Here is a 16,941-nt window from a genome sequence, read left to right on the forward strand (position 1 = left end):
ATTTAAAGTTATATTTGTAATACAATTTCGTAATTTAATATTGCTAGGTATTAAAAATGTATTCCAATATTACTGACCTTATCCAAGCAGTAAATCAAACACAACGAGCTTTTCCTCAAGATAAAACCATCGATCAACTTTTTGAAGAGCAAGTAGCTAAAACCCCAGATAATATAGCTGTAGTTTTTGAGGATAAACAACTAACTTATAAAGAATTAAACCAAAGAAGTAACCAACTTGCTAGATATATCAAAGATAAATATAGATCTATAACTAATCAGCAACTACAACCAGATACCTTAATAGCTTTGTACTTAGATAGAAGCTTAGAGATGATTATATCAATATTAGCAGTACTTAAATCAGGAGCTGCATATGTGCCTATATCACCTGACTTTCCTAGTGATAGAACAAAATATATTTTAGAAGATACTAATGCAACTCTTTTACTATCTCAAACACATTTAATTAATAAGCTTAAAGAAGTAGCTCAAGATATAGAGATTATTGCTACAGATTCACAAGAATTTCAAAACTATGCTAAAGATAATTTAAATACTAATGTACAACCTAATAATCTAGCTTATGTAATTTATACTTCTGGAACTACTGGTAAACCTAAAGGGGTTATGATTGAGCATATTTCTGTTATAAATACAGTTTCAAATATATTTGATATATATGATAGTAATGAAAGTAAAATTAATATTGGTTTTTATGCATCTTATATTTTTGATGTTTCAGTTTCTGAAATATTTTCAACCATTTTATATGGAAACATTTTGCATATTTATAATGAATCAACTAGGTTAGATAGTAATATACTCAGTAATTATTTAATTGATAACAGTATACATTATACTTTTTTACCACCAGTTGTTTTATCAATATTACCAATGGATAAAGTTTATCCATCACTAAAAGGTATAATTGTAGCTGGAGAACCTTGTAATCATAAAACAGCTTTATTTTGGAAAGATAAAGTTAACTTATATAATTATTATGGTCCAACAGAAACAGCTATATATGCCGCTGGCAAACAAATTAATGATAAAAAAGTTAATAATATCGGCAAACCCCTATTCAATACAAAGCTTTATATCTTAGATAATAATTTACTCCCATCACCGATAGGTGTACCAGGAGAGTTGTATATAGGAGGTGCTGGTTTAGCAAGAGGCTATTTAAATTTACCACAATTAACTAAAGAAAGATTTATAGATAATCCTTTTGCCACACCAGATGATATTGCTAAAGGTTATACTCGTTTATACAAAACAGGTGATATCTGTAAATGGTTAGCTAATAGAGAAATTGAATATATAGGTAGAAATGATTTTCAAGTTAAATTAAGAGGCTTTAGGATTGAGCTTGGAGAGATTGAAAATGTAATATCAGCAATTGATAATATTAAACAAAGCTGTGTTTTAGTTAAGGATGAGGTATTAGTAGCTTACTATGTATCAGATATAGAAATAGATGAAACAGCTATTAAAGATCATCTAGCTAAAAAATTACCTGAATATATGATCCCTAGTTTTTATATGAGATTAGAATCATTTCCTCTAACTATTAACGGTAAATTAGATAGAAGAGCTTTGCCTGATTTTGATATTTCTAATATTAAGCAACCATATCTAGCCCCTACTACTGATTTACAACAGCAAATGTGTCAAATATGGCAAGAGGTTCTAAAGATAGATAAAGTAGGTATCACTGATAATTTCTTTAATATTGGCGGTAATTCTATTTTAGCAATTACTACTATCATGAGAATTAATAAAATAACTAATAAATCCTACCAAGTAATAGATTTATTTAAATCACAAACTATTCAACAATTATCTAATTTAGAAGTTAATTCAAATGATATTTCTAACGAAAGTTTAAATTTAACATCGAAAAAATTACATCATTTTGAAAAAGTTATATTTAATCATCAATTATCATCAGGTGATAACTTAATATATAATGAGAGTTTCCTTATTGATTACAAAAAATATATCGATTTAAATAATTTAAAATCAGGAGTTAAATATCTACTAGATAAATATACGTTATTACATAGTAACTATATTTATAATAATGATGGTTGCCTTAAACGAATACTAAATTATGATAATTCCTGCATTTGTGAACAAAAAATAGTAAAAACACAAACTGAATTACATCAAGTTCTCAATGAGATCGAGAGAATTAGTTTTGATTTATATAATGATAAACTAATTAGATTTTATCTAATTGATGTTTTAGATATTAAAAAACAATATTTATTTATTTCTTGTCACCATCTGATACTTGATGCTACATCATTAATCAATATTATTTTACCTGATTTATATTCATATTTATTTTTAAATGAAAAAGATAATAGAAAATCAGGTATAAATGATTTTAATGAGGCATCTTACTATATTAATAAGCATTACAAAAATAATTTTGAAGAAAAGCTTAGCTTCTGGAAAAATAAATTAGAAAGCTTGTCTCCTTTAGATTTGCCAAAAAATAATCAAGAGTTTACTAATAAAGGAAAACAGATTTCATTTAATTGTGATAAAAAGACAAGAACACAATTACTACAAGTGTCTAAAAATCTTAATATTAGTGAATTCTCTATATTGTATACTCTATTTACATTAGTTTTACATAAAATATCAAATCAAAATAAGTTTGCAATTATTACAAATATAGATGAACGTTTATATACTCCTAAACATAAAGATACTATAGGCTGTTTAATAAACAATATGTTTTTAGTATCAGATTTTGCTAATAATAATGATTTGAGTTATTTTATATATCAGGCTGGCAGAGAAATAATATCTAATATTAATAATGCTATTGCTTATGAAAGCTTATTAGATAATTTAGATAGAGACCATATTAGACTATTATCAGATATTCAATTTAATTTTGAAACAGAGGAAACTCATAGTCTTCCATATAACCAAACCCAAATATATTCTCATTCAGGTTATGTTAAGCAGGGATTATATTTTGAGGTAGACTTAAAAAATGATGAGATATTATGTAGAGTTGAATTTAATAATCAGTATGAAAAAGATTTTATATGCACGCTTATTAATGGATATAAAACTTTATTATCTAAATTAGATATTATCTTAAATAAAAAGATTTCAGAAATAAGCATAATAGATGATGATCAATATAAACAAATATTAGCTATTTCAAAGGGTGAATATCGAGGATATCCTCAGACAACAATCCATCAACTTTTTGAAGAGCAAGTAGCTAAAACTCCAGATAATATAGCTTTAGTCTTTGAAGATAAACAACTAACTTATAAAGAATTAAACCAAAGAAGTAACCAACTTGCTAGATATATCAAAGATAAATATAGATCTATAACTAATCAGCAACTACAACAAGATACCTTAATAGCTTTATACTTAGATAGAAGCTTAGAGATGATTATATCAATATTAGCAGTACTCAAAGCAGCAGCTGCATATGTGCCTATATCACCTGACTTTCCTAGTGATAGAACAAAATATATTTTAGAAGATACTAATGCAACTATTTTACTATCTCAAACACATTTAATTAATAAGCTTAAAGAAGTAGCTCAAGATGTAGAGATTATTGCTACAGATTCACAACAGTTTCAAAACTATGCTAAAGATAATTTAAATACTAATGTACAACCTAATAATCTAGCTTATGTAATTTACACTTCTGGAACTACTGGTAAACCTAAAGGTGTAATGATTGAACATTATAGCTTTGTTTCTTTCATTAAACTATTTAGTGAAAAAATAAAAACTAATAATGGATTAAACCTATTAAGTTTGACAAACATTGTTTTTGATATATTTGGTCTTGAGTATGCCCTACCACTGTTAAATGGTTATAAGCTAATTTTATCCTCAGCTGATAAAATTACCGATGAGCAAATTGTACAAAGTAATATAATACAACAAACACCAAAAGTTATTAGTAATTTATGTCAAATACACAAAGGCAAATTTCATGATAAAACTTTATTATTTGGGGGTGAAAAAGCAGCAAATAATGAGGTCAAAGTTTTTTTAGAAGAGTTTAAGTATGTTTACAATGTATATGGACCAGCAGAGACAACTATATGGAGTTCAATAAAAGAAGTTGATTCCAGTACAAAATCTTCTGTAATAGGAACTCCTTTGTTTAATGAAAAACTATATGTCCTAGATAATAATTTATTCCCTTCACCAATAGGTGTACCAGGGGAGTTATATATAGGTGGTGCTGGTTTAGCTAGAGGCTATTTAAATTTACCACAATTAACTAAAGAAAGATTTATCAATAATCCTTTTGCCACACCAGATGATATTGCCAAAGGTTATACACGTTTATACAAAACAGGTGATATCTGTAAATGGTTAGCTAATGGAGAAATTGAATATATAGGTAGAAATGATTTCCAAGTTAAATTAAGAGGCTTTAGGATTGAGCTTGGAGAAATTGAAAATGTAATATCAGCAATTGATAATATTAAACAAAGCTGTGTTTTAGTTAAGGATGAAACACTAGTGGCTTATTATGTAGCTGATAAATCAATAAATGAATCTGTAATTAAAGATCATTTAGCTAAAAAGCTACCTGAATATATGATCCCTAGTTTTTATATGAAATTAGAATCATTCCCTCTAACTATTAATGGTAAATTAGATAGAAAAGCTTTGCCTAAAATTGAATTAACCAAAAAACAATATCTCGCCCCTACTACTGAATTACAACAGCAAATGTGTCAAATATGGCAACAGGTTCTTAAAATAGATAAAGTAGGTATTACTGATAATTTCTTTAATATTGGTGGTAATTCTATTTTATCTATTCAAGCAGCATATAAAATGACACAGTTATTTAATACTGAAATATCTATAGCTGATATATTTAGGTATAAAACAATAGCTAATATATTGAAAAATGTTACAAATGAATTTCAATTAATTAGTTATTTTAATCAAAAGGACGATAATAAAGAAGATTTATTTTTTGTTCACCCTGCTTTTGCTGGATGTGAAGTATACCGCGCTCTGATAGAAAAACTATCGCCTTATTATAATTGCATAGGGGTTGAAAATTATAATTTATATGCAAAAAATAAAATTAATTCACTCTCATTTTTAGCCAAGCTTTACTTAGAAAGATTAGATCTCAATGATAAAAATAAGCAAATTATATTATTAGGATGGTCATTAGGTGGACTAATTGCTTTTGAAATGGCTTATTGGTTAGAAAGACAAGGATTTAATAATATCCAGTTAATATTATTAGACCCACATATACCAAAAGGTAAGAAAGAAAAACACCATGCTCACTTTAACCCAGATAAGGGAGGAAGAAATATTGAAGAATATATATATGAGTTTACAAGTAAGTTAGATAAAAATTATGCACAAAGAGTTTTAGATAGCAAAGATTTCGATATTGTTTTAGGTAAAACTCAACCAACAGGCAAGTTAAAGAATACAAAAATAGCTTTATTCAAAGCAACGAATCAACCCGGATATTTTATTAAAAATAATAATCTAAACTTTTATGCTAACAACTTTAATGTTTTATATTTTAAAGTCGATCACTTATCTTTAATATCAAATATTATAGAAAATTGGCCTAAATATAATTATTCATTCATATCCAAAAGATTTGATTTATTAGAAATGCAGCAAGATAAGTTGATATTTAGACTCTTTAAATTCAAAAAGCTATTACTTTTACACAAGAAAACCACATTATTTGTATGTACAACTGTTATTGCTAGTAGTGCTTATGTATTAGAACTATTTGATTTTGTTATTGAACCAGTAACATTAGTATTATTAGCATATTAAGTAGTTTAGGCTATAGCTTATTCTCAAAAACTTCTAAAGCTTTTAAGAAAGTATCAACATTAGCTTCTTTTTTTGTGGCATTTTCACTTAGATAACGACGATATATTTTTGCGTTAGCTAAACCATTAAATAAGTTTAAGGTGTGCTTAGTTATATTACTAAGCTTTATGTATGGATCATTATCCATTTGAACTTTTATATATTCAGCCATTTTATAAGCAATTTCTAGCACTGAGATATCGGTATTAGGCTGATTATAGAAAATATTATCAAAGTCTTTAAATAACATTGGATTGTGATATGCTTCTCTACCTATCATAACACTATCTACATGGTTTAGGTGTTGATTGGTTTCTTCAATTGTTGTAATACTGCCATTGATACCTAGCTCAAGATTTGGAAAATCTTTTTTGATATTATAAACAACGTCATATTTAAGCTCAGGTATGGTACGATTTTCTTTTGGTGATAGGCCACTAAGCCAACCTTTGCGAGCATGAATACAAAGATAATCTACACCGGCTTGAACTTGCTTATCAACGAAATTATATAGTTGCTCATAACTATCATTATGGTCATAGCCAATACGACATTTAACAGAAATTGGGATATCTAAGTTATCTTTCATCGCTTTGACACAGTCTGCTACAAGCTCTGGTTCTGCCATTAATGATAAACCGAAATTACCTTTTTTAACTCGTTCACTAGGGCAACCAACATTTATATTAATTTCATCATAGCTAAGCTCTTGGGCAAGCTTGCCACAGCTGATAAAGTCTTTTGGTACACAACCACCTAGCTGTAGTGTCACAGGGTTTTCTTCAGGATTATATTTAAGCAAAAATTCTTTATTACCATGTAAGATCGCATTTAAAGTAATCATTTCGGTATATAACATCGTATGTTTGGTGATCAGACGCATCATGTAGCGATAATGTCTATCAGACCAATCAAGCATTGGCGCTATACATATTTTTCTAGTTGTTATTTTCATCTTAGAAGCTACGAAAATTTAGTTTGTTACAGTTTATAGAGGATCATCATCAAAAGTTAAGCGACGAATGATTTTATCAATTTGAGGACGATATTTTTCAGTATCTTGTGAATACCTACTATAGCGAGGGTTTGAGCGATCATACAACCAGTTTGCTAGGTCCCAGTTGTATGTTGTATCAAAGCAAAGTTTGCCAAACTCAGTTAGGTTAAATTCTGCTTGGGTTTGTAGACACCCGGTCATAAAAACATCAGCATATGTTTGTAAAATAGGATAGTTTTTATTAGGAAATTCAGCATCCTTAAAATCTTTAACATACATCCAAAAATCACCTTTTGGTAAACTTTTGATACCTAGAGGTACGATATCTTTGCGCGGTATTTTTACGCGACAATATGATGCTTCTCGTAAATCTGTTGCTGAGATATCTTTAGCATCAGCTTTATAGTATATGGCATTCATTACATAACCTTTGTTAGGTACTGCAAGCAAGAATGTGGCACGGGATTTTTCACCGCGTGATGCCCATAATCTTTCAAAGCCACTGACTAATATTGGTGCAGCATATGTTGCATCTGGAACCGTTATTTGTCTTGAGTCTTTATTCATAAGACTACCATAACCAATAACATAATTACCTTTGTTTGGATTAACTTCAGGACGACAGTTGATACTATTCTCAGGTGTTTGAGATAGTTTACTTTGCTCAAGTATCCTAAGCTCACTTTGATGAATTGACTCAGCTTTATTAAATCCTGACTTTTTTCCTAGCAAAAAACTTGTTGTTATGACAGCAATTATTACTATTATTATTAATATATTTTTCTTTTTCAAAATTTTAAAATAAACCTATCTGCAAAATTGTTAGAGTTAATATTAGCATTTTTAGATAAAATGAAAACCCTCAATGTTTATTAACTACATTGTTATCAAAATTAATATCAATTTTTATTTGTGCTATAATACTTCTTGATTGAATTTTAAATATAACGATAAATTTGGAGCTTGTTAATGTCTGAGAATAAAGCTTATGACTCATCGAGTATTAAGGTACTTAAAGGTTTAGATGCTGTTAGAAAAAGACCTGGGATGTATATTGGTGATACCGATGATGGTAGTGGCTTACATCATATGGTATTTGAGGTTGTTGATAATGCTATCGATGAAGCCTTAGCTGGTTATTGTGATGATATTAAAGTTATTATAAATAAAGACGGCTCTGTATCTGTATCAGATAATGGTAGAGGTATTCCTACAGATATTCATAAAGAAGAAGGGCGCTCTGCTGCAGAGGTTATTTTGACTGTACTGCATGCTGGTGGTAAATTTGATGATAACTCTTATAAAGTGTCAGGTGGGCTACATGGTGTTGGTGTATCAGTTGTAAATGCTCTATCTGAACAATTAAAGCTAACAATTTATAGAAATGGTATAGAGCATTATCAAGAGTATGTTCACGGTGTACCACAATTTCCATTAAAAGAAGTTGGCTCAACAGATAAAACTGGAACACTAATTACTTTTAAACCAAGTAAAGAAACATTCTCATTTGTAGACTTTGATTATGATATCTTGATGAAGAGAATCCGTGAGTTATCTTTCTTAAACTCCGGGGTCAAAATTGAGCTTATTGATAAAATTAACAATAGATCAGAAATATTTAAATATGATGGTGGTATTGTTGCTTTTGTTAAGTATTTAAACAATAGCAAAAAACCTATTCATGAAAATGTTATAGCGGTAAATGGTATTAAGGATGATATCCAAGTAGAGCTTGCTTTACAGTGGAATGACTCATATAAAGAATCAATATTTTGCTTTACAAACAATATTCCGCAAAGAGATGGTGGTACGCATTTATCTGGTCTTAAAGCAGCTGTCACGCGAACTATGAATAATTACATTGAGTCAGAAGGCTTAAATAAAAAGTTAAAAGTTACTTTGACAGGTGAAGATACGCGCGAAGGCTTAGCTGCGGTATTATCTGTGAAAGTTCCTGATCCAAAGTTTTCATCACAAACTAAAGATAAGTTAGTATCATCTGATGTTAAGTCAGCTGTGGAGTCATTAGTTAATGAAAAATTACAAGAGTTTCTTTTAGAAAATCCTAAAGAAGCTAAAATTATATGTGAGAAAATTTTAGACTCAGCAAAAGCTCGTGAAGCTGCGCGTAAAGCCCGCGATATGACTCGTCGTAAAGGTGCTTTAGATATCGCAGGGTTGCCTGGTAAATTAGCTGACTGTCAAGAAAAAAATCCAGCATTATCTGAAATTTATCTTGTTGAGGGAGACTCTGCTGGAGGATCAGCAAAGCAGGCTCGTGATCGTAAGACGCAAGCAATCTTGCCATTAAAGGGTAAAATTTTGAATGTTGAAAAAGCTCGTTTTGATAAAATGCTTGGCTCTCAGGAGGTTGCTACGCTTATTAAAGCTTTAGGTTGCGGTATTGGTGCTGAAGAATATAACCCTGATAAAACTAGATATCATAAAATTATTCTAATGACAGATGCCGATGTTGATGGGTCGCATATTCGCACTCTACTATTGACATTTTTCTACAGACAAACGCCTGAGTTAGTTGAGAGAGGCTATCTATATATTGCTCAACCCCCTTTATATAAAGTAAAAAAAGGTAAGCAAGAAACGTATTTAAAAGATGAGGATGCTCTAGCAGAATACCTTGGTAATATAGGCTTAGAAGGCGCTTGCATCTATCTAAATAACGGTAATGTTATTTCTGGTCAAGTTTTGGCTAACTATTATGAGCTTTATCAAAAATCACAGAAAGTAATCAAGAAGTATACAAAAACATATCCTGAGAAACTTCTTAGAGTCATGGCATATGGAACTAAGTATGTTGATGAAAGTGCTGATATTTATGAATGGTGGCAAAAAATCGTTGAGAAATGTAATCAAAAAGCTTTGTCTTATGAGCGCTTTAAGCTTATCGAAACAAAAGATGTAGATGAGGATGGTAAAGAAATTATATCGTATGGAGTTAATCACTATATCAATGGTTATGATACTGACTATATTGTTAAGAGTGGTTTTTTTAGCACTAAAGATTATGAAGATCTAGTTACATACGGGGATGTTTTATCAGATATTTCTTTTGAAGGTGCTTATGTAGAAAGAGGCGCTAAAAAAGAATATGTTGATGATTTTGAATCAGCGATTGATTGGCTGCTTAAAGAAGCAAGACGAGGTAATGATGTGCAGCGTTATAAAGGTCTAGGTGAGATGAACCCTGGTCAGCTTTGGGAGACCACTATGGATCCTGATAATAGAGTTCTTTTACAAGTATCAATAAAAGATGCGGTTGAAGCAGATGCTTTATTTACTACTCTTATGGGTGATGAAGTTGAGCCACGCAGAAACTTTATTGAATCTAACGCTTTAAACGTTGTTAATTTAGACGTTTAGTCACATCTAGCCTTCAAAAATTATCTTAATATTGTTTATAAATCTTAACAAAAATTAACTTATCTATAGCATCTAAAAAAATTATAACCCTTTGAGTTAGTTAGTATGAACAAAATTAAGAGAATCAATAATATCAGGTATTAACATAAAGATAGGTTTAGCAGAGATGTTTAAAGGTGGTGTCATAATGGATGCTGTCAATACACAACAAGCTGGGGCAGTGGCTGTGATGGCTCTTAAGAGAGTGCCTGCAGATATCAGAAAGGATGGTGGTATAGCTAGAATGTCTGATCCTAAACTTATTAAAGAGATAATGTTAGCAGTTTCAATACCAGTAATGGCGAAAGCGCGAATTGGCCATTTTGCCGAAGCGCAAATTTTAGAGTCATTAGGGGTTAATTTTATTGATGAGAGTGAGGTTTTAACTCCAGCTGATGAGTTAAATCATATTGATAAAGATAGTTTCAAAGTACCATTTGTTTGTGGTTGTACAAACCTTTGAAAAGAATAGCTGGAGGTTTCTACTGACCTTGGCGAGCCAATGACTGGTATTAATTGTGATTTTGAGAAATTTTCACAAATGAAAAATCACCGGTACTACTTAGATAAGCAAATATTCTTGTAAGTAATTTTCATCCTGAATTAACTCAAGATCCTACTATACATGGGTATTTCCTTGCGATGTAAGTTTATTTTTGGCACTTTTTACAAAAGAAAGTATTCCTTTGAGCTATAACTAAACTTTCGATTTTTGTGTTACATAGGTAGCATTGTTGATCTGTTCTGCCATAGACATTTAGTTGTTGAGTAAAATACCCAGGCTTACCTTCAGTATTTTTATAATCTTTAAGTGTAGTACCACCTTGAATAATAGCTTTTTCTAGTATCTTCTTGATTGAGGTTACAAGCTTATTTGCTTCTTGGGTTGTAATAGTGTTAGAAGCTCTTGATGGTAAGATATTACTATCAAATAGTGCTTCACTGGCATAAATATTACCAACGCCAACGACAATATTATTGTCCATAATGGTTTGTTTGATTTTTCTCGATGTCTGCTTGAGTTTAGAAAGTAGATAATCACTGTTAAAATCGGCTGTTAATGGTTCAACACCATGTGAAACTAAAACTCTATGCTCAAGAGGTGTCTGATTAGTATTTACTAGCCAGTAACCAAATTTGCGTGGATCATTGTATACTAAAGTTAGATTGTCTGATAGTCTTACGATGATATGATCATGTTTTATTTTGCTATAGTTTGCTGAGTCTATAACCCTAATGACTCCAGACATGCCTAAGTGGATGATTAATTGTAAGTCTTTCTTGATAAAGACTATTAGATGCTTACCTCTGCGCTGAATTTGTTTGAATGCTTTATTTTTAATTTTTAGTAACTGATTTTTATCAACAGCATAGCGAAGTTTATCGGTATTAATTTCAATATCAATTATCGTTTTATTGATAATAGTTTTGGTTAAGCCTCTTTTTACTGTTTCTACTTCAGGAAGTTCAGGCATAAATTTAATATTATTATAAAAATTAAAGTGACTATATGATAACATAGTAACTTATCTATAAGTTTACTATTTATGATTTGATACTGGTAGAGAAATGCATTTAAAACAGCTTAAATCTTCAATACATAAAAGACTAAATCAGTGGTACATATATGATTGTAATAAAAATATCGATTTTAAAAACTTTAAAAATGGTTCAATAATTGTTGCTAATGATACCACTATAGTTACAATACTGGCATTGAGAACTTACTTTGAAGATAAGCGCATTACAGTTTTAGGAGCTTTTGATAATAGAGCTAAAGGTCTTGAAAAAAGTATGGATAAAATCGGTATTAAATATATCGATCATATTAGTTTTTGGGATCATCAAAGTGTGTTACTAGTCAATAAAAATTTAACTTCTCAAGTTGAGCAAAGTGAAAATAGATTTATATTATTTATCTGTGGTCCAGAAATGCCATACTTTTCACAACGAAAAAATTTAGATAGACAAATTTATTTTGATATTGCTAAGCTAGAAAATCTTAGATGCTTAAATGATGAGATGGAGGATCTTTCTGTCAAAACATGGGAAGGATATCTAAATCAACTCAAAGCACCTGCAGAGATATGGTTTAGGCAGATGCTTAATGCTAAAAATAATCTAGTATTGACTGATACGACTGGGGTGGCATTAGATGGTTATAAGTTTGCTACTGGTGCAGTATTGATGTCTAAAAAGCTTGAAGAAATTACTCAGCAAGAAGATAATGTAGGCGTTTGCTTACCGACAAGCGGTGGCGGCTATTTGGCAATTTTGGCATTGATGATGAGTGCTAAAGCAATAGTTAATCTAAACTACACAGCTTCTGAGGAAGCATTAAGGCATTCTATTAATAATGCTGGAATCAAAACTATTATTACCTCTAAAGCATTTGTTGAGAAGCTAACACATAAAGGTTTCTATGTTGAAGAAGTTTTTTCAATGTGTAAGATTGTTTATCTTGAGGACATTAAAGCAAAGATTACTAAGTCAGAAGCTATAAAAACATTTTTAGAAATTAAGATTTTGCCTGCTTCATGGTTAGTCAAGAAGTATCTTAAGCCAACTAAGTTAGATGATGTTTCGTTTATAATATTTAGTAGTGGTAGCGAGGGTGTACCTAAGGGTATTGTTATAAAGCATAAAAATCTTTTGGCAAATGTTTACCAAAGTACAAATGTTATTGAGTGTAGAGAGAATGACTCTGTAGCAGGAATATTGCCTATTTTTCATGCGTTTGGACTTACAATCTCGCTAGTATCTTTATTTCAAGGTGGTTACATAGCTTGTCACACGGATCCAACAGATGCAAAGGGTATTGCAAATTTAATTAAAAAGAATAAAAACACAGTACTGTGTGCCACGCCAACATTTTTGCGCATCTACACCAAGAATAAATCAGTTAAGAAAGAAGATTTTGCTACACTTAGACTGATTATTACAGGTGCTGAAAAACTTTCAAGAGAAGTCCGTACAATGTTTGAAGATAAATTTGATAAAATGATTAATGAAGGTTATGGGACTACTGAGCTTTCACCTGTGGCAGCAGTTAATAGACCTACTAAATCTCCAAACAAAATAGGTACTGTTGGACTAACCGTACCAGGAGGACAGTTTAAAATCATCCATCCTGAGTCACACGAAGAGCTACCAGCTGGGGTTGAGGGTATGATTATATATAGAGGAGTTAATAAGATGGATTACTATCTTAATGACCCTAAAAAGACAAACGAGGTGATGATACAAAAGTATGGTTATACATGGTATATAACTGGTGATAAAGGTAAGATTGATGGAGAAGGCTATTTGACAGTTGTTGATAGGTATTCTAGATTTGCTAAAGTTGCTGGTGAGATGGTAAGTTTAGGCTTGCTTGAGCAAAAAGTTTATGATGCTTTAAGAGAGAAAGGTTATGATTCACAAAAGATAGATTTTGAGGTTTTAGCAGTAGCTACTTCAGATACAAAAAGAGGTGAGATAATTAGCTTACTTTATACTCTAGAAGAACTTGAACCATCTGATCTTAAAGAAATTGTAAGGCACTCGGGTATAGAAAATTTATATAAACCAACAAACTATTTTAAGGTTATATCTATACCTAAACTTGGTTCTGGTAAAACTGATTTTTCAAAAGCCAAAAAGTTAACTAATGAATTAGTCAAGGCATAATTTAACATGCATTTTTCAGTATTGCTGCAAGAGTCTATCAATGATTTGAATATTAATCCTCAGGGTATTTATATCGATGCAACCTTTGGTAGAGGAGGACATTCAAAGGCTATTTTAGATAGGCTTACTACAGGACGTTTAATAGCTTTTGATAAAGATCTTGATGCTATCAGCTACGCTAAGCTTAATTTTCAGTTTAGTAATTTTGAGATAGTTCACGCAAGTTTTGCAAGCATTTATCAATATTGTCAGCAAAATAATCTTCTTGGTCAAATTGACGGCATAATTATGGATCTTGGGGTTTCTTCACCACAGTTAGATAATGCTGCTAGAGGCTTTAGCTTTATGCACAATGGTCCACTAGATATGCGCATGGACGTTTCTAAAGGAATTACAGCTAGCCAAGCTTTAGAAGAGTTATCAGTAGATGATCTAAGTTATATATTTAAAGTTTATGGTGAGGAGCGTTTTGCAAGAAAAATTGCACTGCGCATAAAAGATTATATCCAACAAAATGGTAATATTAAAACAACATTAGAACTAGCTGAGCTTATTCGCGTAACTATCGGTAAAAAAGAAAAGAAAAATCCAGCAACACGCTGTTTTCAAGCTTTGAGGATTTATGTTAATAATGAGCTTAAAGATTTAGAAGCGCTGCTAGAAAATATTTTAGCAATTATTAAAGTCGGTGGTAGGATAGCTGCTATATCTTTTCACTCATTAGAAGATAGGATTGTGAAACAAAAATTTAGCACACTTATAAATCCCAAACAAGAGCTTAACAGAATTACAAAGATGTTACCGCAAGATAATAGCCAGATAAAACTAAAATGGATTACAAAAAAAGCCAAAGCTAATGATGATGAGCTTAAACAAAATGTTCGTTCAAGAAGTGCTATCTTAAGGGTGGTCGAGAAGCTATGATGTTAACAAACCGTCAAATAAGGATAAGATTATTTGAGTCACTTAAAAATAGTTTCTTTAAAAGAACTGTTGGTATTTCTTTTGCATTATTATTCGTATTGCTTATTACCGCATTTAGCCTTATAGTTGTGCGTTTTGAGTATAAGTTGCAGCTAAATGAGCAAAAAAATCTAATCCTTGAAGATATTCGTTTAAATGAACAATGGAGTCAGATTGTATTAGAATACAGCTCTTTAGCTACGCCAACTGCTGTAGAAAAGTTTGCTCAAAAAGAAAAAATGATGTTACCAACACGTAAGACTATTGGTTTTTTGAATGAGCAAAAAGAGGAGTTAAGTGATGAGTAGTTATCGACCAAAACTGCGTCATCTTGTTGTAATTATTTTACTGCTGCTAAGTTTTATTGTTTTATTTATAAAGCTTATCTATATGGAAACTGTCCAATATTCTAAGCTTAAGCAAGAAGGCGATAATCGCAGTGATAGAAGTATAAATATAAAGGCATACAGAGGAATAATTCTTGATAGAAATGGTAATCCTTTGGCAATAAGTACACCTGTTGATACAATTTGGGTGGACCCTTTTTATATTAGTGCTGATAGCCCCGAGCTAAATAAAGTCATGGATATTTTAAATTTAACTAAGAAAACCAGAGAAAAAATAAGAAAGCAAGTTAAGGTTAGAGAGGGAAGAAGTGGCTTTGTTTACATTGAAAGAAAGGTGCAACCATATTTATCGCAAAAGGTTAAAGACCTTGATATTACGGGAATCCATGTAATACGAGAGTTTAAACGCTATTATCCAATGGCGGAGGTAGCAGCGCATATTGTAGGTTTTACTAATGTTGATGGTAAGGGACAAGAGGGCTTAGAGCTTGAGTTTAATAAGTTTTTAAGCGGGCAAGATGGCTATTTTGAATACAAAAAAGATCTGCATGGTGGTGTGGCTTCTAAGGTTGAAGATAAATATGTCGAACCTAAGAATGGTCATAACCTGCAGATAAGTATTGACTCTAGGTTGCAATATATCGCATATAAATATCTTAAAGAAGGGGTGATTAGAACTAACTCCGAAGCAGGTTCTGTGATAGTTGAGGATGTTCATACTGGCGAGATATTAGCAATGGCAAATTATCCTTCATATAACCCTAACAGTATGGCGGATGCTTACCCTGATAGGAGAAGAAATAGAGCCATTACTGATGTCTATGAGTTAGGATCGGTAATGAAAACTTTTGCAGCAGCAACAGTTCTAACCTATGGTGATAATGTAAATCCAGAAGAGCCAGTAATTGATACTCATCCAGGATTCTATCGTATCGGTAAAAATACTGTCAGAGATGAACGAGATTATGGTGATATTGATTTAAGACATATCTTAATGAAATCTAGTAACGTTGGTATCTCGAAGATGATTTTAGGTTTGACAGAGCCAAGCATATTAGAGTCTTCATTAAGAAATTTTGGTTTTGGTAGTAAGGCTGGGATAAAACTACCTGGTGAAAGAGATGGTTATGTTCCAACTAAAGATAAATGGGGTGATTTCCAACTAGCGACACTATCTTTTGGTTATGGTATGAACGCTACTGACTTACAGCTAATAGCTGGTGTCTCTGCAATTGCTAATAATGGCCAGTATATTAAACCAACTATTCTAAAAAGAAGAGCTGGAGAAGAGATTGAAACAAGACCTATCATATCTGAAAAGAATTCAAAAGAAATGATAAGTATGATGCAGTCTGTTGTTGAAGACCTTGGTGGAACTGGTTCTAAAGCACAAATTCCACTTTATCATGTTGCCGGCAAAACAGGTACAGCTAGAATGCTTTCTGGGGGTAGTTATGGAGCTAAATATTTAGCAAGTTTCGTTGGTATTGTTCCGGCAACTGATCCTAAACTAGCTATAGTTGTGACAATCAAAGATCCTAAAGGCGACCAGTATGGTGGTGGTTCTGTAGCTGCGCCAATTTTTGCAGATGTTGCATTAAATAGCTTGCAAATATTAGGTGTCAAGCCAGATAAGATTGCCAACTAAACTGTTTGTTTTTTTATTGTTATA

The 16,941-nt window shown here is 31.2% G+C and carries 9 protein-coding genes and 2 pseudogenes; 8 read left to right on the plus strand and 3 right to left on the minus strand.

Features of this window, described 5'->3' with window-relative positions:
- Positions 1 to 56 precede the first annotated feature (56 nt).
- On the plus strand, positions 57 to 5,834 hold the full coding sequence (locus CGC45_RS02600; RefSeq protein WP_114702037.1) for a non-ribosomal peptide synthetase: 5,778 nt from the start codon (positions 57 to 59) through the stop codon (positions 5,832 to 5,834).
- A 10-nt stretch (positions 5,835 to 5,844) separates the two neighbouring features.
- Here CGC45_RS02600 and dusA read toward each other — a convergent pair whose 3' ends face one another.
- Both dusA and chaC read right to left on the minus strand, forming a co-directional pair.
- On the minus strand, positions 5,845 to 6,828 hold the full coding sequence (dusA, locus tag CGC45_RS02605; RefSeq protein WP_071628828.1) for a tRNA dihydrouridine(20/20a) synthase DusA: 984 nt from the start codon (positions 6,826 to 6,828) through the stop codon (positions 5,845 to 5,847).
- 33 nt (positions 6,829 to 6,861) lie between these two features.
- Positions 6,862 to 7,662: a gamma-glutamylcyclotransferase ChaC gene (gene chaC / locus CGC45_RS02610; protein ID WP_071628829.1), complete on the minus strand. Its 801-nt coding sequence runs from the start codon at positions 7,660 to 7,662 to the stop codon at positions 6,862 to 6,864.
- Between the two features lie 177 nt (positions 7,663 to 7,839).
- On the opposite strand from chaC, the gene gyrB reads away from it, so the two are divergent.
- The 3 genes and pseudogenes from gyrB to CGC45_RS09505 form a co-directional block, all read left to right on the plus strand.
- Positions 7,840 to 10,251 carry a DNA topoisomerase (ATP-hydrolyzing) subunit B gene (gene gyrB, locus CGC45_RS02615; protein WP_071628830.1) on the plus strand — a complete coding sequence of 804 codons (2,412 nt, stop codon included), beginning with the start codon at positions 7,840 to 7,842 and terminating at the stop codon, positions 10,249 to 10,251.
- A gap of 130 nt (positions 10,252 to 10,381) precedes the next feature.
- Positions 10,382 to 10,750: pseudogene (locus CGC45_RS02620) on the plus strand (pyridoxal 5'-phosphate synthase lyase subunit PdxS); the annotation flags it as partial.
- 83 nt (positions 10,751 to 10,833) lie between these two features.
- Positions 10,834 to 10,938: pseudogene (locus CGC45_RS09505) on the plus strand (pyridoxal 5'-phosphate synthase glutaminase subunit PdxT); the annotation flags it as partial.
- A 2-nt stretch (positions 10,939 to 10,940) separates the two neighbouring features.
- On the opposite strand, the gene mutM reads toward CGC45_RS09505, so the two are convergent.
- A complete protein-coding gene (gene mutM, locus CGC45_RS02630) occupies positions 10,941 to 11,765 on the minus strand; it encodes a bifunctional DNA-formamidopyrimidine glycosylase/DNA-(apurinic or apyrimidinic site) lyase (protein WP_114702141.1) in 825 nt (274 codons plus the stop codon).
- Positions 11,766 to 11,859: 94 nt separating this feature from the next.
- On the opposite strand from mutM, the gene migR reads away from it, so the two are divergent.
- From migR to CGC45_RS02650, 4 genes are read left to right on the plus strand one after another with little or no spacing between them, the layout of a single operon-like run.
- Positions 11,860 to 13,959, plus strand: a complete 2,100-nt coding sequence (gene migR, locus CGC45_RS02635; protein WP_071628832.1) for an iglABCD operon regulator MigR — start codon at positions 11,860 to 11,862, stop codon at positions 13,957 to 13,959.
- 6 nt (positions 13,960 to 13,965) lie between these two features.
- Positions 13,966 to 14,883 (plus strand): 16S rRNA (cytosine(1402)-N(4))-methyltransferase RsmH, encoded by a 918-nt coding sequence (gene rsmH / locus CGC45_RS02640; protein WP_071628833.1) that lies wholly within the window; start codon positions 13,966 to 13,968, stop codon positions 14,881 to 14,883.
- Entirely contained in the window at positions 14,880 to 15,230 is a 351-nt protein-coding gene (ftsL, locus tag CGC45_RS02645; protein WP_071628834.1) for a cell division protein FtsL, read from the plus strand. Before rsmH ends, ftsL begins: the two co-directional genes overlap by 4 nt.
- Positions 15,223 to 16,917: a peptidoglycan D,D-transpeptidase FtsI family protein gene (locus tag CGC45_RS02650; protein WP_071628835.1), complete on the plus strand. Its 1,695-nt coding sequence runs from the start codon at positions 15,223 to 15,225 to the stop codon at positions 16,915 to 16,917. The genes ftsL and CGC45_RS02650 overlap by 8 nt, the downstream gene beginning before the upstream one ends.
- The last annotated feature ends 24 nt before the right edge of the window (positions 16,918 to 16,941 follow it).

It is taken from the genome of Francisella opportunistica (genome assembly GCF_003347135.1).
Classification (GTDB): domain Bacteria; phylum Pseudomonadota; class Gammaproteobacteria; order Francisellales; family Francisellaceae; genus Francisella; species Francisella opportunistica.

What these genes read in the sequence shown, in the direction of transcription:
- mutM (WP_114702141.1), bottom strand. Translation starts at nt 11,765, where the DNA reads ATGCCTGAACTTCCTGAAGTAGAAACAGTAAAAAGAGGCTTAACCAAA.
- CGC45_RS02600 (WP_114702037.1), top strand. Translation starts at nt 57, where the DNA reads ATGTATTCCAATATTACTGACCTTATCCAAGCAGTAAATCAAACACAA.
- migR (WP_071628832.1), top strand. Translation starts at nt 11,860, where the DNA reads ATGCATTTAAAACAGCTTAAATCTTCAATACATAAAAGACTAAATCAG.
- ftsL (WP_071628834.1), top strand. Translation starts at nt 14,880, where the DNA reads ATGATGTTAACAAACCGTCAAATAAGGATAAGATTATTTGAGTCACTT.
- CGC45_RS02650 (WP_071628835.1), top strand. Translation starts at nt 15,223, where the DNA reads ATGAGTAGTTATCGACCAAAACTGCGTCATCTTGTTGTAATTATTTTA.
- rsmH (WP_071628833.1), top strand. Translation starts at nt 13,966, where the DNA reads ATGCATTTTTCAGTATTGCTGCAAGAGTCTATCAATGATTTGAATATT.
- dusA (WP_071628828.1), bottom strand. Translation starts at nt 6,828, where the DNA reads ATGAAAATAACAACTAGAAAAATATGTATAGCGCCAATGCTTGATTGG.
- gyrB (WP_071628830.1), top strand. Translation starts at nt 7,840, where the DNA reads ATGTCTGAGAATAAAGCTTATGACTCATCGAGTATTAAGGTACTTAAA.